Raw genomic sequence first — 21292 nt, forward strand, 5'->3', positions numbered from 1 at the left:
CCGTATGATGGGAAACTATCACGTACGGTTCTTAGGGGAGGGAAGGACAGTAATGCTCTTCTCTTACCCGACTATGCTAGTGTGGAAATGCTTTATCATCCAGAATATGTTGGTAAGCCATTAGCTGTAGGAGGAGATTCTGAAGCGAGGCATGGAATTGTATTGACGGCGAATTATATTGCGAAGAGAAGCGGCGTTAAGACTGGCATGGCATTGTGGCAGGCAAAGCAGGTTTGCCCGGATTTGATATTTGTGCCTCCGAGGATGGATTTATATTTGAAATTTTCCTCAATGTTGCGAGAAATATATTCGGAATATACGAATCAAGTTGAACCGTATGGATGTGATGAAGCTTGGCTTGATGTAACTGATAGTTTTTCACTGAAAGGTGACGGAAGAAAAATTGCAGAAGAAATTAACAGAAGGGTAAAGAAAGAACTGGGTATTACGGTAAGCATTGGAATTTCCTGGAATAAAATTTTTGCAAAACTTGGAAGCGATTATAAAAAGCCTGATGGAATTACAGAATTTAATCGGACGAATTATCGTGAACTAATCTGGAAACTTCCGGTATCAGATCTTCTATATGTAGGAAGATCAACGAATAGAACTTTACAGAAATATGGTATTCGCACAATCGGAGAACTGGCAAGAACAGATCCAGATTTTCTGGAACTGCAGCTTGGGAAAATGGGACTTGTCATTTATTCATTTGCGAATGGCTGGGATGATTCGCCAGTTTCAGTAGAAGGATATCAGGCACCGCTAAAGTCTATTGGCAACAGTACAACGACACCCAGGGATCTGGAAAATGATCAGGATGTACAGATTATTCTGATGGCATTAGCAGAAAGTGTCGCAGCCAGACTACGGAAACATGGTTTTAAATGTAATGTAGTGTCAATTTCGATTCGTGATAATGGGTTATTTCATTTCACCAGGCAGAGAAAGTTGCAGGAGCCGACAGACATTACAGATGAGATAATGAGTGCAGCATACCGGCTTTTTAGAGAGAACTATCATTGGCCTCGTCCAATCAGAAGTCTTGGAATCCGTGCAGATGATCTGGTTATGGGGCAGGTTCCGGTGCAGTTAGATTTATTTATGAATGAGCAGCGCCGGGAAAAACAGGAGAAGTTAGACAGGGCAGTAGATGATATCAGGCGACGGTTTGGATATCACAGTGTCCAGAGAGCATTTATGTATCAGGATAAAATATTATCCAGCCTGGATGCACAGGGATCCCACACCGTTCATCCAGTTGGATATTTCAATGGGAGGTAAGTGCTTTGAATGATAACAAAGTTTATGTAGAAGTCATTGTAAAATTCAGCACAGAAGGCGCAATGATGCCAATAGAATTTATTTGGGAAGATGGAACTAAATATTTAATTGATAAAGTAAAATCGAAAGAACGTTGTGCCAGCCGGAAAGCGGGTGGTACAGGAATTATGTATACTGTAATGGTAGATGGTAAGGAATGCCATTTATATTATGAATTTGATAAGTGGTTTATGGAGCGCAAGAGTGCGTAAAGATTTAAGAAAGAAAATAGGATCTGCAAAAGAGCTGACCTTTCCCTTTTGCTCTTTTCAGATTGACATATAAGGGCATTACATCTATGTCCATGAAACAATATACCCACTATATTGTCCATGCAGATGTGGCTCTGCTCAAGAATAATTCTTATTGAGCTTCCGTCAAAATCACAGGGATGGGAGTGTAGAACGTCAGAGAAAGACGATTCAATACGAAAAAAGGAGATTTTGATAATGACAGAGAGAGATTATGCGATTAGATCGTTTAAGGAAATTACGCTAAATGCAGCACGACATACAGAAGAGAGAATGGATCTGTACTATGAAAAGATGAAAGCACTGATGAACAATTATCAGGATTTGATTTTGGAAAATCAGATGGTTCTGGATGAATTAGAGCAGGAGTGTCAGGAAAAGATCAATGAGAATATGGCCTATGCCCTTCAGTATATGGATGCCTATGATTACCGCATGAATTTAGGAAAACTGAAAAAAGAAGTAAACAATATCATTCTAATCTATGGACTTTGTGATATGGTCAACCGGGCAATGACACTGGTAAAATATTTTACACCGAATTTTGGAACAGAATATTATGATGTGCTTTATGGCTGCTTCTGCAGGCACAGAAAAATGACAGATATGGAAATTATGCTTGAACTGGGGATGAGCCGGGCAAGTTTTTATCGAAAGAAAAAAGCAGCTCTCCGGTATATGGGATATTATTTTTTTGAAATCGTAGTGCCACAGTCTGCAAACAAACGATATAAGCCATCTTTTCCAGAAACGGAAGAGTAGATTTGAAAGAGCCTGATGGAATCTCCCCTTTCCATCAGGCTTATATATAATGGAATACTCCCCTATTTCTCTTATTATTCCGCAGATTCTTCAGCTGCAGTTTCTTTCTTTTTTCTGGATTTGCCAGAAATCATTTTATGACCTGAGTAAATGGCCATAGCCATACAAATCAGTGAACTGAATGCAAAATATTTATGAGCTGATTTCATATCCTTGTAGCCGGTGTAGCAAGTTCCGATCATGGAAACCAGTGCACCGATAGACCAGTATTTATGTGATTTCATTTGAACCTCCTGAGCTTTTTTTATATCATACATCTTTTTTAGAAATATGCAAACTGGAAGTTATTAATCTTCTGAATCCAATCCAAGTTCTTTCAGCTCTTTTTCGTTTTGGATATCTTCAACAGTTTTCTTTCCAGTGATAGCACTGTAGGCTTCTTTGATGCCATTTTTCACTGCCCATTTGATAACGAAATACAGCGCAATCAAAATAACAATTGCGGTTCCTCCACTTATACCTAATTCATTCCACATAATTCAATCCTCCAAATTCCGATTGATCTTTGCCTTATGTTATCATAATTCGGTTTAAATTGCTATAAATAGCTTTATTCCAATAATAGAAAACCCCAGAAATAATTAAGATTCCGGGGCCTTATGTTTGAACATATTTACTTTTTAATTTATTTAACAAATAAAATTTTGATTAACCTTTGGTTAATATGAATCAATCATCTGCATTAGCTTCTTATAAAATTCATTTCTATCGTTGTAAATTTTTTCCAATTCTTTTTCTGTAAACAGTGCATAGGCGCTATCAGGAACAGCTGTTAATCCATCACAGGTAAATGGTATACGCCGCCCACCTCTGAAAATGGCTGCTTCCCAGTACTTTTTTCTAAAATATTTAATTATTCCCATGTAGTACCATCTCTTTCCCATATTTGTTATTGACGTTCTGGCAAATAAAATACTTCTGTTCTTACTATATTATCATCAAAATCTGTTTCTACATAATAATCTCGGATAAAATATGCTCTCCAGTAATCTTGTAGTGAGTAAATCTCCAATGTTTTGAAATCAACAATGCACAATGGAATGGCTTCTTTATTTTCTCCGTTTGCTTTTCTGTATTCTAACGAGGCAGCTACTTTATTTAGGCAGTTCTGACATAAATGCTTTTCCAGTGTGTTGGTATTAACTTTATAATTTTCAGGCAACGTCACATCTATGCTTGCCATGCCACGGCTTGGCGTTCCACCAGCAGAATAAGACACTGCACCAGTATTTCCAGAGAGGAATGAAGTTGAAGTAGCACTTTCTATCTCATTTCCATTTTCATCGTAATTTTTCAGTGGAAAATCAATCACATACCAGTCATTCAGCGAGATCAATCCAATAGAGTCAAAGTTTCTAAAGTAGCTCATCAGGCTTTCTTCCGTATTTCCGCATAGATAACATTCAGATGTGTTTTCCAGGGATGAGCGCAGAGCGTCAAAAGTTACATCAATGTCAGAATGGCGTTTAGCAGATACTGGTTGGGAAGATGCCTGCTCATGGGCAGATGCATAATATGCGATGATTATGGAGATAACAATTATGACTGCCAGTATGGAAAGCCAGAAATAATCTATAATTCTTTGATTGCAAGGTATTTTGTTGTATTGCGTGTCTTGGTCAGGTTCACCTCCTCTCTATTTCGTCGAGTTTTTTAAGAAATCAATCTCCATTTGTTGCTGCTGTGTTTGAGCTTTTAGTAGTCGGTTTTCAGCTTTCAACTTCTCAATATCTGATAATTGAGAAATCGCTTTGTTCTTACCTCGTCGATCATATAATCCTTCGATTCCTTTATCTTTGTATTTTCTAACCCATGCATATGTACAGATGGAAGATCCATAATTTTTTCCAGAAGAAGCAAAGCATCTTTTTCGGTACTGTCTCTGAGCGCTGCGATTACCGGAGCATATGTGCCATAGCTGTGACAGGCATCACAGATAAAGTGACTATTTTCACAGACCGCATTGGTTAATTGTTCTTTATGGCAGATACTACACGTCTGAATAGAGCTTTCAGCACGATACGTAATAGGAGCACCACAAATCAGACATCCGGAAAAATGTTCCGCTTCACCACAACAACAGGAATTATTCGTATGATCCATTTGATTCACCTCCGGAGAATTTATTTTAATAGTGTTAACGATGTAAAAAGTATAACATAAAATGAAAAAGTAATGATAAAGTATCTTGACAATCATGTTACTTTGGGTATATGATTTGATCCAATAAAGGGGAGTAACCTGCGTTTAACAAATTGCGTTTGTGATGTCGTCAGTACGGTGGAAGCATCCGGTATCATAAGGAAATGGTGAGACTTTTATTGCATTTTTTATTATGCAATGAAGGTCTTTTTTTATATTTTTTTCAAAGAGGTCTTTCATTGCATAAGAAATTCAGGTAGTAAATACTTAGAAACGAGGAGGCGGAAGTGATGAAGGAAATTTATCAGCAGACGGTAGAAGAGGTTCTTGAAAGGGTGAATGGCAAGAAATCTGGGCTTACGAGTGAACAGGTGAAAAGATCCAGAGAAAAGTGTGGGTGGAATGAACTTACAGAAGGAAAGAAGAAAGGTATCCTGCAGATTTTCTTTGAACAGTATAAGGATTTTCTTGTACTGATTCTAATTGCATCAGCAATCATATCTGGTATGCTTGGAGATGTGGAAAGTGCGGCAGTTATCGTGACGGTTATTACGATCAATGCAATCTTGGGAACAATACAGACGGTAAAAGCAGAACAATCTCTGCAGAGTTTAAAGAATCTTTCTGGCCCGGAGGCAAAAGTATTGCGTGATGGTACAGTCGTTCAAATTCCGGCAAGAGAACTGGTTGTTGGAGATGTGATACTGCTTGAAGCAGGAGATATGATTCCGGCTGATGGAAGACTGATTGAAAATGCAAGTCTTAAGATTGATGAGAGTGCTCTTACAGGAGAAAGTCTTGCAGTTGAGAAAAACATGGATACAATATTGACGGAAGCGCCACTTGGTGATCGGACAAATATGTTATTTTCCGGTAGTTTTGTAACGTATGGGCGTGGGAAAGCTGTTGTAACGGATATAGGAATGCAGACAGAAGTCGGAAAGATTGCAGGACTTTTGAAGTCAACTTCGGAAAAACAGACACCACTTCAGGTGAGTTTGGAAGTCTTTGGAAAGAAGCTTTCTATTATGATTCTGGTATTTTGCGGACTCTTATTTGCAATAAATGTGTTCCGCGGTGAAAAGATCAGCAGTGCATTTATGTTTGCAGTAGCACTTGCAGTAGCAGCAATTCCTGAAGCGCTAAGTTCTATCGTGACAATTGTACTTTCTTTCGGAACACAGAAGATGGCAAAAGAGCATGCAATCATTCGTAAACTACAGGCGGTAGAAGGACTTGGAAGTGTTTCTATTATTTGTTCGGATAAGACAGGAACGCTCACACAGAATAAAATGACGGTTGAAGATTATTATATAGATGGAAAAAGAATTTCAGCAGAGGCAATTGATATATCAGATCAGGCACAAAAATGTCTTTTAAATTACAGTATTTTATGTAATGATTCGACAAATGAAAATGGAGTAGAAATTGGAGATCCAACAGAAACAGCATTGATTAATCTTGGAAGTCGATATGGGATAGAGGCGGCAAGCGTAAGAAAGCTTTATCCAAGAAATGGAGAACTGCCATTTGACAGTGATCGAAAGATGATGTCAACACTTCACCTGATAAATGGTAAAAATCAAATGATTGTAAAAGGTGCAGTCGACAAGCTCCTGGAACGTACAGAGCAAATCTGGACGAAAGAGGGAATTCGAAAAATTACTGAGGAAGATAAAGAAAAAATACAACGTCAAAATCAGGAATTTTCGATGGAAGGTTTAAGAGTACTGGCTTTTACCTATCGTGAAATTCCTGAGAATCACACATTAACGACACAAGATGAGGATCACTTAGTATTTCTTGGCTTGATTGCGATGATGGATCCTCCGAGAGAAGAATCAAAAGCTGCGGTAGCGGAATGTATAAAAGCGGGAATTCGACCGGTTATGATCACCGGAGATCATAAAATTACAGCAGCAGCAATTGCAAAGAGAGTTGGAATATTACATGATTTATCGGAAGCCTGTGAAGGGGCAGATATAGAAAATATGAGTGACGAGGAACTCAAAGAATTTGTCCCAAATATTTCTGTGTATGCAAGAGTGTCACCGGAACATAAAATCCGCATTGTTCGGGCATGGCAGGAAAGAGGAATGATTGTGGCAATGACAGGAGACGGTGTCAATGATGCACCGGCATTAAAGCAGGCAGATATTGGTGTTGCAATGGGAATGACCGGAACGGAAGTTGCGAAAGATGCAGCAGCGATGGTACTTACAGATGATAACTTTGCAACAATCGTAAAAGCAGTGGAAAATGGACGAAACTTATATCAGAATATCAAGTATGCGATACAGTTTCTTTTGTCAGGAAATTTCGGAGCAATTTTAACCGTTCTTTGTTCATCGGTTGCAGGACTTCCGGTGCCATTTGCACCAGTACATTTACTCTTCATTAATCTTTTGACGGATAGTCTTCCGGCAATTGCGTTAGGCTTAGAGCCGGATAGAAGTGAAGTGATGAGTGAAAAACCGAGATTGGCAGATGAGTCGATATTGACAAAAGATTTTCTTAGCAAAATCGGTCTGGAAGGTTTGGTAATTGGAGCAATGACAATGATCAGTTTTTTGACAGGATACAACCAGAATGGTACATTGCTTGGAAGCACGTATGCTTTTGGAACTCTTTGTCTGGCACGTTTGTTTCATGGATATAATTGCAAATCAGATCATCCGGTCATTTTTACAAAAGGTCTCTTTCATAACAAGTGGCTTCAGGGAGCATTTGTGTTAGGTGCAGTACTCATTACAACAGTACTGACGGTTCCTGGTTTCCATAACTTATTCAAAGTGGAAACGTTGAATCTGATGCAGCTTGGATGTGTATATTTATATGCTTTTGCAAGCCTTCTGATTATTCAATTACTTAAGTGTATACGTATGAAACTAAGAAAAAGAGGGGAAAGATAGTGGATTTAAGTAGATGTTCTATGAAAAAAATTCGAGAACTGATTGTGTTTACGGCATTTCTTGTAGTTGCTTTGTGGAAATTCGATGTGGTGATTGAAGTGCTGAAGTCAATATGGAAAATTGTGTTTCCTTTTGCGCTTGGTGGTGCAATTGCCTTTGTGATTAATGTACCAATGAGTTTCCTAGAAAAGAAAATACTCGGAAAGATAAAAGAAAATAATAAAATAGGAAAAAAAGCTGCGAGACCGATAAGCCTGCTTCTTACAATTATATTGGTAGCAGGTGTCATTATATTGGTAATGTTTGGTGTGATTCCACAGCTTACACAGACCATGGGAAATCTGATGACGAGTATTTCAGATTTTATTCCACAGATGCAAAACTGGATTCGGGAATTTTCACATGATAATCAGGATATTATGAAATTGGTAGATCAGCTGCAGTTTCAGCCTGATCAGGCAATTAAATGGGGAATAAGTCTTCTTGGAAACGGAGCCGGAAATATGATGAATATGACGATGTCAGCAGTAGGTTCCATTGCCAGTGGATTAGCGACCTTTTTTATTTCGTTTTCCTTTGCATGCTATATTCTTTTTCAGAAGGAAAAATTACATTTACAGGTAAGAAAAGTGATGTTCGCTTTTATTCCAAAACAAAAAGCAGATGCAATTCTTAACATATGTTCGCTGACATATCGGACATTTGCAAATTTTCTTGCAGGGCAGTGTCTGGAAGCAGTAATTCTCGGAATGATGTTTGTTATCACGCTAAGTATTTTAAAAATGCCATATGCACTTTTAATTGGAATTTTGATCGCGTTTACCGCATTGGTTCCTATCTTTGGAGCCTTTATTGGCTGTGCCGTGGGAAGTTTTCTGATCTTTATGGTAAATCCAAAACAGGCAGTTTTATTTATTATAGTTTTTCTGCTTTTGCAGCAGATAGAAGGTAATCTGATCTATCCACATGTGGTTGGCGGATCAGTAGGACTTCCATCAATTTGGGTACTGGCGGCAGTTGCAATCGGCGGAAATCTTATGGGAATTATAGGTATGCTGATTTTCATTCCACTTGTATCGGTATTTTATACTATATTCCGGGAGTTCGTATATCTGCGCCTAAAAAAACAACATATAAAACGAGTAACGAGAACGGATGTGGAAGAGTATGCGGAGGAGGAAATTGCGTCATCCTTTATTGTGCCGAATGAAAAATAATTATATGATACAAATATAATAGAAATTTTACTTCTATTGCAGAGGTACTGGACAGTATTGCAGATGCGACAGCAGAGAAGTTGAATATCGAATTTCTGCCACTGCTTGATACGACAGATGAACGCAAACAGCGGGAATATCTGTTTAATTAATTTTATCAGATCTCTTTGAACTATAAAGAAATGTGGGCAATCCGAGGGCTCAATATGGATCTTTTCACGAAACGTCTCGGAGAAAAGATTCATGAAAGACGTAAAGCGGCAGAATCCACAGATTCAAATATGTCTGAGAAATATGGCTGGGTTGTAAAGCTTTGTGTATTGGAAGGAGTATCCAGACGCTGGATTATGGATGAAATGAAGGAAACACCAGAAGAGATGATCAACTATGTAATGCCGATTATTAAGACGTTATAAAAATAGATTACGAAGGAAGAAGATATTATGAAGAAAACAGGAATCATGACAGACAGCCACAGTGGAATTTTGAGTGAAGAAGCGCAGAGACTCGGAATTAAGGTACTACCGATGCCTTTTTATATCGGAGAGAAAGTGTATCGTGAAGGAGTAGATCTTTCCAGAGATGAATTTTATGATATGCTTCGAAAGGGCGTAGATGTATCTACATCTCAGCCGTCACCAATAGAAGTTATGGATATGTGGAAAGAGATGCTGAAAGAATATGAGGAGATTGTTTATATTCCTCTTAGCAGTGCTTTAAGCGGGTCCTGTATGACAGCAGAAGCCATGGCAAATGAAGATGAATTTGCCGGTAAGGTGTTTGTCGTAGATAACGGTCGTGTGGCAACCCCGATGCATCGTTCTGTTCTTGATGCAGTAGAAATGGCAGAAGAAGGATACAGTGTAGTCGAAATCAAGAAAATTCTTGAAGAAACCAGAGAAAAAATGACAATTTATATCGGGCTCAGCACACTGAAATATCTCAAAAAAGGAGGAAGAGTCAGCTCTGTGACAGCTTTGGCAGCAGATGTCCTGAATATCAAACCTGTTATGCATTTCAGCACAGGAAAGCTTGATATCTACCAGAAATGCCGTGGTATGAAGAAATCACGTAAAGTTATGATCGATGCAATGAAGCATGAGCTGGAAACGAATTTCCGAGAAGAATATGCTGCTGGTAAAGTGTACCTGATGGCGGCGTCCAGCAGTACCGATGAAGTGACAGAAGAATGGGTAAACCAGATTAAAGAAAGTTTCCCGGGAATGGAAGTCATGTGTGATAAACTTTCCTTCGGTTTGTCCTGTCATATCGGTCCGGATGGACTGGGAATCGGATGCACCTGTAAGCCAGTGTAAAAAACTGCTCCGGAGAAGATAAAATAAAAGATTAGGGTGTCAAAAGGTTTATAGCCTTTGATATAAATTTGTACCTTGAAAACTTAACACGATATGTAAAAACATTGGATTCTTTGGTAAAATGTAGGTAGCATTTTATGAGGTAATCTATATGTCTTTTGTTAAAAATGATAATCAACAGCTTACTGTTTTAGACAGTACTTTTAATCTTACAGAACGCGAAAAACGAATGTTAGAAAAATCATGGGCAAAAATTTTTGCAGACAAAGTTTTTCCTGCTATTGATGAAAATATTTTTTCTGTTCTTTACAGTAAAAAAGCATCCAGACCTAATACTCCGGTCAATGTGATTGTTGGGGCACTGATTCTTAAAGAAGCTCTTAATGTTACTGACGATGAGATCGTTGAAGCTATGGCATTTGATATCCGCTATCAGTATGCACTGCACACAACCAGTTTTGAAGAGCAGCCAATTAGTGACAGAACCCTCAGCAGGTTTAGAGCAAGAGTTCTTTCTTACGAAACAGAGCATGATGTTGATCTTATTCATGAATGTGTTGTAAAAATGGCAAAAGAAATATCTGATTTTATGGATATCACTCCGGATAAACAACGTATGGACAGTTTAATGGTTGCTGCAAATATCAGAAACCTCTCATTGCTTGAATTGTTTTATACTTGTGTTGCTAATCTTTGCAAAATAATGGATGAGCGTGGAACAAAAATTCCGGATGAACAATATCATTATATTAAAAAAGATGATTATAATAAATGCATTTATCACAAGCGGGATATGGATGCAACTGAGAGAAACGTTGTTGTGATGAAAGATGCAGATATCTTGATAAAGATTTGTGATTCAACCGGTGATTTTGATGATACAAGTGAGTATCAGCTTCTTATTCGCCTATTAAAGGAACGCACAATCATTGATGATGGTGGCTCAAGGCGGCTTCGACAAAAAAGAGGAAGTTGAAAATCCTTCAGAAGTATTGCTTAATCCTTCTGATCCAGAAGCCACTTTCCGCTATAAAGCAGGTGGCAGACATCTTGGATACGTTGGAAACGTAGTTGAAGCTGTCGGAGAAAAAAGCAGTCTGGTCATTGTCTACGATTACCAGCAAAATACCTACGCAGATAATCAGTTTATGAAAGATTATCTTAATGAGAAAAAAGATTTTTCTGATGGTTCTTTTATTGTTGCCGATGGGGCATACAGCGGAGAAGAGAACTCACGTTTAGCATCTGAACATAATCTAAAACTTGTTACAACCAATTTCACAGGACGCAAACCAGATGAAATATATGCTGATTTTGTTTTTACCGATGATGGAAAATATCTCATCAAATGTAAGAATAATCGTGTACCTGAAGACTGTATCTATGATCCGGGCAATGAGCGTTCCGTTGCGTATTTTCGGATAAGTGACTGCGAAGGATGTCCTTACAAAGAACGGTGTCAGTCGCGTTTTCTAAAAACACGAGTCCGAAAGGAAGTATCTTGGAAATCCGTTGGTCGTGCAAAACAATTACAGTACATGCAGACGGAAGAATTTTCTGAATATGCAAAATTTAGAAATGGAGTAGAAGCAATTCCCTCTCTTCTTCGTCGAAGATATCATGTGGACAAGATACCTGTGCATGGCAAAAAACGTACCCGGTTATTCTTCGGATTTAAAATAGCAGCATTAGATTTTCAAAAGCTATTAGATTATAAAAAAGCATTATATTTTCCAAAAAGCTGGTCGATAGAATCCAGGAGGCCTGCAAGATGGTAATTGATGCTTCCGCGCCATACAAAAGTATAACGGTTCGCATTTGCCTCTATCTTTGTACCGTCAATAAAAAGTTCTTTTAATGTGACCAGCCCTTCTTTCTGCAGCCGCCGCATAAACTGGTAATTCAGGTCATCCAGGACATCAGATGTCAACTTCCTGTTTTTAAAGTCATAAAAAGCATCACATTTCGTTTTTTTTCCGCGCGTCAGCCAGATAAAAGCAAGGTCTCTTTCACACAGATCAACAATACGGTCAACAGAACGTATTCCCCGCATATTTGCATAGGTAACTACAGCATACATCATGATTGGATTGTACCCGGTTCTTCCCTTATCTGAACAATTGGCTAACAAGCCAGAAAAATCTAATTCCTCCATCACTTTTTTCAGGGTATAGACTGGATCGTCGTCAGGTAAACTCAATTCGAAGAAACTAAAGTTAATTTTCTGTTGCCCTAATTCAAAAAAATCATTATAATAATTATTGGTTAGCATAGTTACATTATAACATGTAACGGAGAGAAAGATGGTTGTCATTAGCCATCTTTTTTTCTTTTTTCAGATAAATTTAGGGAGGGTATGACTCGTTGTAAGTCATACCCTCCCTGATTTGGAACTATCTATTTCCCGACAGATCCGGTTGTTTTAAGTGAACTTGCTGAAGGAAGAGCCAGAGATAAAATTCCAGAAATGCAGAAATCCCTACAAGGACGGATATCAGAACATCAGCAAAAAATGTTGAAACATCAACTTGGGCATATTGAAAGCCTGACCGCTTTAATTATGGATTTAGATGCAGATATTAAAAAAAACAGAATCCATAAATTGGGCAATCGAAGCTTTGGATGATATGCCTGGGATTGGAAGAAAAAGTGCAGAACGAATTTTAGCGGAAACTGGTGTGGAAATGGAGCACTTTCAAAATGAATCCCGTTTCAGCTCATGGGCGGGGCTTGTGCCTGAGTGTAAGGAAAGCGCCGGAAAAAAGATGAGTACACGAATACGGAAAGGAAATAAATATTTGAAAGCAACGCTGGTGGAATGTGCTCGTGCTGGAATACGAAACAAGCAAAGTTATCTCTACTCCCGTTATCAAAGAATTGCCGCGCGCAGAGGTGGGAAAAGGGCTTTAATTGCAGTAGCCCATACCATGTTAATCGCGATCTATCATATACTAAAAGAGAAAGTTCCTTATCATGACCTTGGAGCGGACTACTACTCCGTTATCAATCAAGAAAAGATAATCAATAGGAATATTCGTACATTAGAAAAGTTAGGGGTAAATGTAATGATTCAGCCGAAATGAATCTCTTTAACTGTATAATTAAGAGAAGGAAATAAGCCCGCCAAAAGGCGAGCTTATTTAGAATGCTTGTTTATAGGTTATCGCTGAACTACGTTTTCAGGACAGCTCCTTTTCTTGTATTCATTCGGCTGATACAAAGCGACAAAGCCGGCACAATATCATAAGTAATATATAAAACTCTGATGTACATGTGATTAAAAAGAATCAATCATATGCATTAGCCGCTCATGAAAAATATCTCTTTCTTCGTAAATTTTTTCCAATTCTTTTTCTGTAAACAGTGCATAGGCGCTATCAGGAACAGCTGTCAATCCATCACAAGTAAATGGTATACGCCGCCCACCTCTGAAAATGGCTGCTTCCCAGTATTTTTTTCTAAAATATTTAATTATTCCCATATAGTATCACCTCTTTCCCATATTTGTTATATACGTTCTGGCAAGTAAAATACTTCTGTTCTTACTATATTATCATCAAAATCCATTTCTACATAATAGTCTCGGACAAAATATGCTCTCCAGTAATCTTGTAGTGAGTAAATTTCCAATGTCTTGAAATCAACTATGCACAATGGAATAGCTTCTTTATTTTCTCCGTCCGTCTTTCTGTATTCTAATGAAGCTGCAACTTTACTTTGGCAATTCTGGCATAAATGGTTTTCTAGCATGTTAGTATCAATTTCATAATTTTCCGGCAACGTCACATCTATGCTTGCCATACCACGGCTTGGAGTTCCGTCTGAAGAATAAGATATTTCACCTGTATTCCCAGAGAGGAATGAAGTTGAAGTAGCACTTTCTACCTCATTTCCATTTTCATCGTAATTTTTCAGTGGAAAATCAATCACATACCAGTCATTCAGCGAGATCAATCCAATAGTGTCAAAGTTTCTAAAGTAGCTCATCAGGCTTTCTTCCGCATTTCCGCATAGATAACATTCTGATGTGTTTTCCAGGGATGAGCGCAGATCGTCAAAAGTTACATCAATGTCAGCACGGTGTTTAGTAGATACTGGTTGGGAAGATGTCTGCTCATGGGCAGAGGCATAATATGCGATGATTATGGAGATAACAATTATGACTGCCAGTATGGAAAGCCAGAAATAATCTATTCGGATTTGATAATATCGCTTTTCTTTCTTCATATTTTTGATGCTCTCCCCTAATAATAAAATATAGTGTACTTAAAACAAGTTCATTTAAACCATTTTACCATGTTTTGTACTTAAAATGTACTCGTATTATGAACTTATTTTGTACTTATCAAATGGAGAGGAAGCCATATGGAAAAAGATAAACATCTTGGTCTTCGGATTGATTCTGAGACGCACGGAAAACTGAAAAGTCTTGCTGAATTTGAGGGGCGTTCTATCAATGGAGAAGTGCTGTATCTGATTCGTCAGGCGATTGCTCAACATGAGAAAGATCATGGCACATTAAATAAATAGGAAGATCATACATCGGGCTGGTGAGTTCCGGTGTATTTTTATGTCAATTTAAAAAGTATCAAATGATGATACTTTTATAGGAATCAGTGATACTTTACGGCAGGTATTTGAGATACCCCTGATACTTTGAACTGTTATACTGATTATGCTGGAAATAAAAGAACAGCAGGAAAACTTCATATGATTATTAGAAAAGCTCTTTCGGGTTAGCACCCCGGAGGGGCTTTTTTTGTTGCCCTGAAATTTTGATTTCCGGCCAATAAGCCACAGGTCTGCCTGATCTGGTGGCCTGAAAGGAAATCAGTACGCATGATCAGAGGCATCAGAAGGAGCCGGTCCCCTCCGCTCTTGAATTTGGAACACGAAACAGATTTCAAATTCAGGAGGAACGGACGATGTATGTAGAGCATCCATATAAATTCAATGACAAATTTTATGCAAAAGTTGATGGGAAATTTTATGAAATAACCAGAGAGGTAGCCAAGGCAATGCTTTCCGCTTACCGTAATGAAGTTTACAGAAGTAAAAAGTGGCAGCCGGAAGACCCAGAAACCATGACAAGAAAAACAAAGTGGACAGAGCTTCTGGACTGTGTTTTCAGTGAGAATACAGATGGAATCGGAGTGCAGGATTTACCGGATGAGTGCCAGCGGAGCGTAGAAGATCTGGTAATTCTGCAGGCTGAATCTGCAGAATTGCATCAGAATATCGCAAAGCTGTCAGAACATGAACAGTTTATTATCAAGTCCATCTACTTTGATGGTATGAAGCAGGTAGAACTGGCGAAAAAACTGGGAATTTCAAAGGTTAGTATGTCTCAGAAGGTCAGTGCAATCTTAAAGAAAATGCGGAAAATGTATGAAATAGGTTAAAGAGTGAGAACGGCACTCTTAACTTTTTCATGATTTTTGTATTTAGAAATAAAATCAAAACAGATTGAAAGAGAGTGAAAATATGGCAGAAAAAAGATGTTATACGGTGAAGGATTTACAGGAAATGCTGGATGTCAGCAGATCAACGGTCTATAAGCTGTTGAGACAAAATGAGTTCCGCTGGATTCAGTTAGAAGGCGGTGGCTACCGCATTTCCAAGAAGAGTTTTGACGAGTGGTTGGATAAGGGAAATGCTTCTGTGACATCCTAAATTTTTTGCGAATTGTGAGATATGATTTAAGAAAAATAAATGGAAGGAGAGTGAAACAAGGCAGTGATACAAAGAGTTGGATCGTCGGCAAAACCCCGAAAGTGGATGAGTGTCCACGAGATGGGGGATATGCTGGGATTAAAGAAGACGGATCGTTACTGGCTGGTTCATAAAAACTATTTTCGGACAGAAACATTGCTTGGAAAGATGAGGGTTGAAATTGCCAGTTTTGAAAAGTGGTATGCCAATCAGGACTGGTATCATAAAGTCAATGGAGAAGCACCGGGAAAGGAGTTGAGGCTCAGATCTTATTCCCCAAAAGAAATACAGGAAATGCTGGGGACGGACAACGCAACGGTATATGAGATATTGAAGAAAAACAATATTGAGACAGTTACCGTGAATGAAAGAATGCGAGTGCCGACGGATGCCTTCTGGGACTGGTATTACAGCCAGTCCAGATACCGTACACAGGAAGATCGTAAGAAAGATGCAGCTGCAGAGGCAGCCAGTCTCAGTATGCCGGAAATGGCCCGGCTGCTTGACGTTCCAAGAAGTACCGTATATGGAATCCTGAGCAGTAAAAAATATGCCCCATTGCTGAACGTTATTGTAATTGCCGGACGGAGAAGGGTGACAAAGGAGAGCTTTGAGCGGTTCTTGCAGGCACAGGATACTTATGAGCTGTTTAATTTTGAATATGAAGAATTGGAGTTGGAAGAAAAACGGGAATATGAGAATTATAAGCGAAGATGCCTTGCAGAAGCAGATCACAGCCAGGAGAAAAAATGTCTGGAGTATCTGACAGTGCCGGAAGCGGCAGAACTGGCAGGAGTTGAGCCTGCAACCATAGCTTATTGGTACACCACAGGAAAAATCTCGGTCAGAAAAACAGGAAAGATTATTCGTATTCCAAGAGAAGCATTTGAACAGTGGTTATTGAAGCGGAAGGAAAAGGGGGTGGTATAGCATGGCTTCGATACAGAAGAAAAATAACAAATATTGTGTCGTATATTACTGTAAAGATACAGAGGGAAAACGGAAACAGAAATGGGAAACGTATGATACGAAGAACGAAGCTAAAATAAGAAAAGCAGAAATCGAACTGAAAGAGAAAAAAGGCGGTATCATCGTATCGAACTGTAAGACGTTGCAGGATCTGATAAATGAGTATGTAGAACTGTATGGAAAAGACAGGTGGGCATTGTCTACCTATGACGGGAATATGTCATTGCTGAAGAATTATATATTGCCTATCATTGGGAAAACTCCACTGACGGATATCAATACCAGATTTCTGGAGATTTACTATAAGACGCTGACAAAGACGCCATCCGTTCCAGACTTGAACGGAAATGTCAGAAGCGAGTTCGTATCTACCAGTGTAATCCGTGATGTACATAAGTTGCTGAAGAGTTGTTTTAATCAGGCTGTGAAGTGGGATATCATGGAGAAGAATCCAGCATTTAAAGCGACGGTACCAAAGCATAAATCAGAGAAACGGGTAATATGGGATGCAGAGACCTTTGCATATGCTCTGGATGTGTGTGAAAATGAGTGCCTGAAATTGTGTATGAACCTTGCCTTTGCAGGCTCTCTTCGAATAGGGGAACTGCTGGGGCTTACCTGGGATTGCGTGGATATATCGGAAGAAGCGATTAAAGAAAACAGGGCGTATCTTTATGTAAATAAGGAAGTACAGAGGGTCAGCAAAAAAGCGTTAGAGGAATTAGACCAGAAAGATGTGATCGTCATATTTCCAGAGGAGCGGAAAACGAATAAGACGGTACGCATTATGAAAACACCAAAAACAGAAAGCAGCGTGCGGAAAGTGTTTTTACCCAGGAGCGTAGCTGAAGAACTGATTGCATGGAAAGCACAGCAGGAGGAGATAAAGGATATTTTGCAGGATGAATACCAGGACTATGGCCTTATACTTGCTACTGAATATGGACTTCCCAGGGGAGGTGCGTATATTAGAGATTCCCTGAATAAGCTGATCAAACAACATGATTTACCACAGATTGTGTTTCACAGTTTCCGGCATATGAGTGTTACCTATAAGCTTAAGCTGAACGGAGGTGATATAAAGGCGGTACAGGGAGATTCTGGTCATGCACAGGCAGATATGGTTACAGAAGTATATTCGCATATCATAGATGAAGACAGACGGCGCAATGCGACACTGTTGGAAGATTCCTTTTATAACAGGAAGAATCTGAATCCGCAGATCCATGATACAGAAAAGAGGACGATGATGGAAGTTCCAGAAGGAGTGGACGCAGAGTTACTTGCAAAAGTTCTCAGCAATCCGGAAATGGCTGTGTTGCTGACATCATTAGCAAAATCAATGCAAGGGGAACATAATTAGGATAAAAGCAGACCGGTAGAGAGCAAAATCTCTGCCGGTTTTATTTATGAGATCAAATCAGAGCATGTGAGAAAAAAGAGGTAAAATAGTGGTCAAAGCATCTTGCGTAAATGGCGGTATCTGATGTATAATTTAGAAGAAATCTGACAAAGAAAATAGTGTATCACACATTTCATTTCCCGCTTTTAAATGGGCAGGATAGTTGGATTTTATGATTTGAAAAATTATAGATGGAGTTGGCGCTTTATATTAGAAGCGTACAATCATTTTCTCAGAAAATGTAAAAATCCGGAATAATTTTCAATGATCTTATATGAACAGAAATAGTCTGGGAAGGCGCTTTTTTACTGGACTTATAAATGAATAGGTTGTCTCTGTTGGACTAGTCTGAACCTGCATAAAAGTTGCTCCTAAGCGAGGGGTCGGAGGTTCAAATCCTCTTGGCGACGGGCTTCAAAGCGTTCGAAAATGTTAGCTGGATTAGCTGACAACGAACGCTTTTGTTATTTTCTAATCACGTTCGTGACACAAAATTCCATTCAAAATGATCAATTTCCAGCTAACGCAATCCGATTTTTGTTAGCTGACAGCTAATCAAAATCACTGGTTTGCAAACATGGGTTTTAGAAAGTCCAGCTAACATTTGGGTTCCGCTCTGTTGTCACCCCTTATTCGGGGATGTAAATCAGAGAAAAGGCGGGAAAAGAAACAATCTCTCCCAAACTTGCAAACATAAATTAGCTGAAACAGTATTCAATTCTATTAGCTACAGCTAATGGTCAAACAGCAATGAGAATTGATACTTCAAAAGATCCGTTGGATGAGTTAAAAGAGTTTGAAAATTGATATATATGTACAGAGTACTTTTAAAACTCAGTTTATAAATTTGGTTGCGAGATACAGAATATAACTACTTGATTTATTACTAAACTGAAAAGTGATAGGCGAAATGACACAGAGCTACAAAACAGCGGGTAAAATGCCCGCTGTTTTGTTATAAAGAAATAAATATAGTTGATAAATTTAGAATGTAATAAAACTAAAATAGATGATTTCGAATATGTAAGATTGCATTTAGCATACCTAATTCAACTTAATTCGTAAAAATGAATTAGAGGAAATATTTAACTCGACAAATGAGTTAAAACGAGTTACACTATATTTGAGTTAAATGATAGGAGGGATTGAGATGCGTACAATTCCTAAAGAGGAAAGTTTAGATATCGAGTTTAAGAGTGATTTAAAATGTTACCCGGATCACGATCTTATTGAAGAAATTGTTGGAATGACAAATACGGCCGGGGGATGTTTATTCCTTGGCGTTGAAGATGATGGAACAATTACCGGTGTTCATAAAAAACATAGAGACCCTATAGGAGTAACTGCGCTGATTGCCAATAGCACTGTTCCACCTATAGCTGTGAGGGCAGAGATAATTACTGAAGAAGATAAGGATGTTTTGAAAATTGAAGTGCCAAGAAGTCGAGGGGTTGTATCTACTGCATCAGGGAAAATATTGAGAAGGCGGAATAAGCTGGATGGAAGCCCGGAAGTAATACCAATGTATTCATATGAGATCCCATCTCGTCTTGCAGAGCTTGGGATGCTTGATTATTCCGCTCAGCCTTTAGCAGGAGCTACTTTAGATGATTTGGACCCAAATCAGAGAGTAAGACTTCGGCGAATCATCCAGAATAGATCTGGAGGCGAAAAAACTTTACTTTCTTTACCGGATGAGGAATTGGATATTGCATTGCGTCTTGTTACAAATGTTGCTGGTAACTATGTTCCAACAGTTACAGGTATGCTATTAATTGGTAAGGAGGAACGCATTGCGGAGTTGCTACCAACAGCGAAAGCTGCATTTCAGGTTTTAGAGGGAACAGCTGTCCGTGTAAATGAGGATAGTAATAAACCTCTTCTTGAATTGTTCGAGAGCTATGAGACATATGTCAAAGCATGGAATCCGGAAAGAGAGACCGAGTATGGCTTATTTAGAATTCCAATCCCGGAGTTTGACTGGGCTGCTTTTCGAGAAGGTTTGGTAAATGCATTTTGCCATAGGGATTATACTATGCTTGGCTCAGTAAGGGTTTTGATAGCTGATGAAGGAATGACTATTAGTAATCCTGGCGGATTTATAGATGGGGTTAATTTAAAAAATCTTCTTACAGTAGAACCACATGGACGTAATCCGGCACTTGCAGATGCAATGAAACGAATTGGCTTAGCTGAGAAAACGGGAAGAGGAATTGATAGAATTTATGAAGGATCTATCATTTTTGGAAGACCTTGGCCAGACTATTCTGAGTCCACCAGTAGATCTGTTAAATTATTTATTCAAAGAGCAAAAGCAGATTTACCGTTTGCAAAATTTGTTGCGGATGAGCAAAACAGACAGGGGAAACCGTTATCAATATATGTGTTAATGATTTTGTCGGTTCTTAATAATGAAAGAAGATGTACTGTTGAACGGATTGTTGAGTTGACAAATCTTGGAGAAAATAAGATCAGATCGGCAATTGAGTTTATGATTGAATCTGGATTGATTGAAGCATCTGGAAAAGGAAAAAATCGTACTTGCATTCTGGGAAAAAAGATTTATCGTGAGAATAAAAAAGCAATACAGTATGTTCGACAGACAGACATAGACAGTATTAGATATCCTGAATTAGTAATGAAGCTGGCAAATACTCAGAACGGAATTATCACAAAGCAAGATGTAATTGAATTGTTGAAAGTAACTCCTTCACAGGCATATACAGTTATAAAAAAACTTCAAGGAGAAGGTCGTTTGAAATTGTTATGTGGGGGAAAATATTCTAAGTACAAAGTGGTTAATTCTTAACGCAGTTCAACTCAAAAAGAAACGAGTTAAAAACGAGTTAGAATTGAATTAAAAGTAATGAAGGTACTGTAAACGTAAGAAAAAATACTTGCGGTCAATTTGTTATCGACAGTTGACCGCAAGCACGGTATAATAAATGTAGATCTAATAAGAAAACCAAATAATCATTACTGTAAAATGTCAGGTAATGGTAGTCATCATTTATAATTGGAAGGAACAGGTTGGCTTTACCCTAATGGTGGAAAATCCACCATTTTTTCACCCAAACTGTAATTCCTCAGATGAAAACAGGTTTTCTTATCTTTTCTAAAATTGACAGAAAAAGCAGTAAAATCAAGGTTTTGAATGACTTTGATTGACATAGAATGCAAGCTGTTTTCTGTACCAGGATGAACTCCTAAGCGAGGGGTCGGAGGT

Annotated in this window: 24 protein-coding genes; 16 read left to right on the forward strand and 8 right to left on the reverse strand. The window is 38.5% G+C overall.

Annotated features, from left to right (window positions below):
- Positions 1-81 precede the first annotated feature (81 nt).
- The 3 genes from AB5706_RS09575 to AB5706_RS09585 all read left to right on the forward strand — a co-directional run bounded on the left by AB5706_RS09575 (position 82) and on the right by AB5706_RS09585 (position 2336).
- Positions 82-1284: a Y-family DNA polymerase gene (locus tag AB5706_RS09575; RefSeq protein ID WP_368366051.1), complete on the forward strand. Its 1203-nt coding sequence runs from the start codon at positions 82-84 to the stop codon at positions 1282-1284.
- A 5-nt stretch (positions 1285-1289) separates the two neighbouring features.
- Entirely contained in the window at positions 1290-1535 is a 246-nt protein-coding gene (locus AB5706_RS09580; protein WP_330386437.1) for a hypothetical protein, read from the forward strand.
- 237 nt (positions 1536-1772) lie between these two features.
- Positions 1773-2336, forward strand: coding sequence for an ArpU family phage packaging/lysis transcriptional regulator (locus AB5706_RS09585; protein ID WP_195566433.1), 564 nt, complete (start codon positions 1773-1775; stop codon positions 2334-2336).
- A gap of 74 nt (positions 2337-2410) precedes the next feature.
- On the opposite strand, the gene AB5706_RS09590 is transcribed toward AB5706_RS09585, so the two are convergent.
- From AB5706_RS09590 to AB5706_RS09610, 5 genes are all read right to left on the reverse strand, one after another.
- Positions 2411-2620 carry a DUF6219 family protein gene (locus AB5706_RS09590; protein WP_118511955.1) on the reverse strand — a complete coding sequence of 70 codons (210 nt, stop codon included), beginning with the start codon at positions 2618-2620 and terminating at the stop codon, positions 2411-2413.
- A gap of 63 nt (positions 2621-2683) precedes the next feature.
- The gene (locus AB5706_RS09595; protein WP_368366029.1) at positions 2684-2872 is read right to left on the reverse strand and encodes a DUF6019 family protein; all 189 of its coding nucleotides are present in this window, start codon (positions 2870-2872) and stop codon (positions 2684-2686) included.
- Positions 2873-3055: 183 nt separating this feature from the next.
- Entirely contained in the window at positions 3056-3259 is a 204-nt protein-coding gene (locus AB5706_RS09600; RefSeq protein WP_195566443.1) for a hypothetical protein, read from the reverse strand.
- Between the two features lie 26 nt (positions 3260-3285).
- Entirely contained in the window at positions 3286-3765 is a 480-nt protein-coding gene (locus AB5706_RS09605) for a hypothetical protein (protein WP_368366030.1), read from the reverse strand.
- Positions 3766-4112: 347 nt separating this feature from the next.
- On the reverse strand, positions 4113-4499 hold the full coding sequence (locus tag AB5706_RS09610; protein WP_368366031.1) for a hypothetical protein: 387 nt from the start codon (positions 4497-4499) through the stop codon (positions 4113-4115).
- A 329-nt stretch (positions 4500-4828) separates the two neighbouring features.
- On the opposite strand from AB5706_RS09610, the gene AB5706_RS09615 reads away from it, so the two are divergent.
- The 6 genes from AB5706_RS09615 (at position 4829) to AB5706_RS09640 (ending at position 11761) form a co-directional block, all read left to right on the forward strand.
- Entirely contained in the window at positions 4829-7450 is a 2622-nt protein-coding gene (locus AB5706_RS09615; RefSeq protein ID WP_368366032.1) for a cation-translocating P-type ATPase, read from the forward strand.
- A 20-nt stretch (positions 7451-7470) separates the two neighbouring features.
- On the forward strand, positions 7471-8667 hold the full coding sequence (locus AB5706_RS09620) for an AI-2E family transporter (protein WP_368366033.1): 1197 nt from the start codon (positions 7471-7473) through the stop codon (positions 8665-8667).
- 167 nt (positions 8668-8834) lie between these two features.
- Complete coding sequence (locus AB5706_RS09625) at positions 8835-9083, forward strand: hypothetical protein (protein WP_368366034.1); 249 nt, start codon at positions 8835-8837, stop codon at positions 9081-9083.
- A 27-nt stretch (positions 9084-9110) separates the two neighbouring features.
- On the forward strand, positions 9111-9983 hold the full coding sequence (locus AB5706_RS09630; RefSeq protein ID WP_368366035.1) for a DegV family protein: 873 nt from the start codon (positions 9111-9113) through the stop codon (positions 9981-9983).
- A gap of 151 nt (positions 9984-10134) precedes the next feature.
- Entirely contained in the window at positions 10135-10959 is an 825-nt protein-coding gene (locus AB5706_RS09635) for a transposase (RefSeq protein ID WP_243872355.1), read from the forward strand.
- A complete protein-coding gene (locus AB5706_RS09640) occupies positions 10916-11761 on the forward strand; it encodes a transposase (RefSeq protein ID WP_118584005.1) in 846 nt (281 codons plus the stop codon). Before AB5706_RS09635 ends, AB5706_RS09640 begins: the two co-directional genes overlap by 44 nt.
- Here the strand turns inward: AB5706_RS09640 and AB5706_RS09645 are convergent.
- A complete protein-coding gene (locus AB5706_RS09645; protein ID WP_472515480.1) occupies positions 11695-12297 on the reverse strand; it encodes a transposase in 603 nt (200 codons plus the stop codon). The genes AB5706_RS09640 and AB5706_RS09645 overlap by 67 nt on opposite strands.
- A gap of 256 nt (positions 12298-12553) precedes the next feature.
- On the opposite strand from AB5706_RS09645, the gene AB5706_RS09650 reads away from it, so the two are divergent.
- Positions 12554-13066 (forward strand): transposase, encoded by a 513-nt coding sequence (locus AB5706_RS09650; protein ID WP_237925599.1) that lies wholly within the window; start codon positions 12554-12556, stop codon positions 13064-13066.
- Positions 13067-13260: 194 nt separating this feature from the next.
- On the opposite strand, the gene AB5706_RS09655 is transcribed toward AB5706_RS09650, so the two are convergent.
- Positions 13261-13464 (reverse strand): hypothetical protein, encoded by a 204-nt coding sequence (locus AB5706_RS09655; protein WP_044960377.1) that lies wholly within the window; start codon positions 13462-13464, stop codon positions 13261-13263.
- A gap of 26 nt (positions 13465-13490) precedes the next feature.
- Positions 13491-14210 carry a hypothetical protein gene (locus AB5706_RS09660; protein ID WP_368366037.1) on the reverse strand — a complete coding sequence of 240 codons (720 nt, stop codon included), beginning with the start codon at positions 14208-14210 and terminating at the stop codon, positions 13491-13493.
- A 138-nt stretch (positions 14211-14348) separates the two neighbouring features.
- On the opposite strand from AB5706_RS09660, the gene AB5706_RS09665 reads away from it, so the two are divergent.
- From AB5706_RS09665 to AB5706_RS09690, 6 genes are all read left to right on the forward strand, one after another.
- Positions 14349-14513, forward strand: coding sequence for a type II toxin-antitoxin system antitoxin (locus AB5706_RS09665; protein WP_118062271.1), 165 nt, complete (start codon positions 14349-14351; stop codon positions 14511-14513).
- A 395-nt stretch (positions 14514-14908) separates the two neighbouring features.
- Positions 14909-15385, forward strand: coding sequence for a sigma-70 family RNA polymerase sigma factor (locus tag AB5706_RS09670; protein ID WP_148463131.1), 477 nt, complete (start codon positions 14909-14911; stop codon positions 15383-15385).
- A gap of 82 nt (positions 15386-15467) precedes the next feature.
- The gene (locus tag AB5706_RS09675; protein WP_055057014.1) at positions 15468-15656 is read left to right on the forward strand and encodes a helix-turn-helix domain-containing protein; all 189 of its coding nucleotides are present in this window, start codon (positions 15468-15470) and stop codon (positions 15654-15656) included.
- 129 nt (positions 15657-15785) lie between these two features.
- Positions 15786-16625, forward strand: a complete 840-nt coding sequence (locus tag AB5706_RS09680; RefSeq protein WP_368366038.1) for a helix-turn-helix domain-containing protein — start codon at positions 15786-15788, stop codon at positions 16623-16625.
- Position 16626: 1 nt separating this feature from the next.
- Positions 16627-18027, forward strand: coding sequence for a site-specific integrase (locus AB5706_RS09685; RefSeq protein WP_173770538.1), 1401 nt, complete (start codon positions 16627-16629; stop codon positions 18025-18027).
- A gap of 1189 nt (positions 18028-19216) precedes the next feature.
- Positions 19217-20875: an RNA-binding domain-containing protein gene (locus tag AB5706_RS09690; RefSeq protein WP_173770539.1), complete on the forward strand. Its 1659-nt coding sequence runs from the start codon at positions 19217-19219 to the stop codon at positions 20873-20875.
- The last annotated feature ends 417 nt before the right edge of the window (positions 20876-21292 follow it).

Origin of the sequence: Ruminococcus sp. RTP21484sp1_RTP21277st1_D2_RTP21277_210401, from assembly GCF_040924225.1 — a bacterium.
GTDB lineage: Bacteria > Bacillota > Clostridia > Lachnospirales > Lachnospiraceae > Blautia_A > Blautia_A faecis.

What these genes read in the sequence shown, in the direction of transcription:
- AB5706_RS09585 (WP_195566433.1), top strand. Translation starts at nt 1,773, where the DNA reads ATGACAGAGAGAGATTATGCGATTAGATCGTTTAAGGAAATTACGCTA.
- AB5706_RS09590 (WP_118511955.1), bottom strand. Translation starts at nt 2,620, where the DNA reads ATGAAATCACATAAATACTGGTCTATCGGTGCACTGGTTTCCATGATC.
- AB5706_RS09595 (WP_368366029.1), bottom strand. Translation starts at nt 2,872, where the DNA reads ATGTGGAATGAATTAGGTATAAGTGGAGGAACCGCAATTGTTATTTTG.
- AB5706_RS09600 (WP_195566443.1), bottom strand. Translation starts at nt 3,259, where the DNA reads ATGGGAATAATTAAATATTTTAGAAAAAAGTACTGGGAAGCAGCCATT.
- AB5706_RS09605 (WP_368366030.1), bottom strand. Translation starts at nt 3,765, where the DNA reads ATGAGCTACTTTAGAAACTTTGACTCTATTGGATTGATCTCGCTGAAT.
- AB5706_RS09610 (WP_368366031.1), bottom strand. Translation starts at nt 4,499, where the DNA reads ATGGATCATACGAATAATTCCTGTTGTTGTGGTGAAGCGGAACATTTT.
- AB5706_RS09615 (WP_368366032.1), top strand. Translation starts at nt 4,829, where the DNA reads ATGAAGGAAATTTATCAGCAGACGGTAGAAGAGGTTCTTGAAAGGGTG.
- AB5706_RS09620 (WP_368366033.1), top strand. Translation starts at nt 7,471, where the DNA reads ATGAAAAAAATTCGAGAACTGATTGTGTTTACGGCATTTCTTGTAGTT.
- AB5706_RS09630 (WP_368366035.1), top strand. Translation starts at nt 9,111, where the DNA reads ATGAAGAAAACAGGAATCATGACAGACAGCCACAGTGGAATTTTGAGT.
- AB5706_RS09635 (WP_243872355.1), top strand. Translation starts at nt 10,135, where the DNA reads ATGTCTTTTGTTAAAAATGATAATCAACAGCTTACTGTTTTAGACAGT.
- AB5706_RS09640 (WP_118584005.1), top strand. Translation starts at nt 10,916, where the DNA reads ATGATGGTGGCTCAAGGCGGCTTCGACAAAAAAGAGGAAGTTGAAAAT.
- AB5706_RS09645 (WP_472515480.1), bottom strand. Translation starts at nt 12,297, where the DNA reads ATGACAACCATCTTTCTCTCCGTTACATGTTATAATGTAACTATGCTA.
- AB5706_RS09650 (WP_237925599.1), top strand. Translation starts at nt 12,554, where the DNA reads ATGCAGATATTAAAAAAAACAGAATCCATAAATTGGGCAATCGAAGCT.
- AB5706_RS09655 (WP_044960377.1), bottom strand. Translation starts at nt 13,464, where the DNA reads ATGGGAATAATTAAATATTTTAGAAAAAAATACTGGGAAGCAGCCATT.
- AB5706_RS09660 (WP_368366037.1), bottom strand. Translation starts at nt 14,210, where the DNA reads ATGAAGAAAGAAAAGCGATATTATCAAATCCGAATAGATTATTTCTGG.
- AB5706_RS09665 (WP_118062271.1), top strand. Translation starts at nt 14,349, where the DNA reads ATGGAAAAAGATAAACATCTTGGTCTTCGGATTGATTCTGAGACGCAC.
- AB5706_RS09670 (WP_148463131.1), top strand. Translation starts at nt 14,909, where the DNA reads ATGTATGTAGAGCATCCATATAAATTCAATGACAAATTTTATGCAAAA.
- AB5706_RS09675 (WP_055057014.1), top strand. Translation starts at nt 15,468, where the DNA reads ATGGCAGAAAAAAGATGTTATACGGTGAAGGATTTACAGGAAATGCTG.
- AB5706_RS09680 (WP_368366038.1), top strand. Translation starts at nt 15,786, where the DNA reads ATGCTGGGATTAAAGAAGACGGATCGTTACTGGCTGGTTCATAAAAAC.
- AB5706_RS09685 (WP_173770538.1), top strand. Translation starts at nt 16,627, where the DNA reads ATGGCTTCGATACAGAAGAAAAATAACAAATATTGTGTCGTATATTAC.
- AB5706_RS09690 (WP_173770539.1), top strand. Translation starts at nt 19,217, where the DNA reads ATGCGTACAATTCCTAAAGAGGAAAGTTTAGATATCGAGTTTAAGAGT.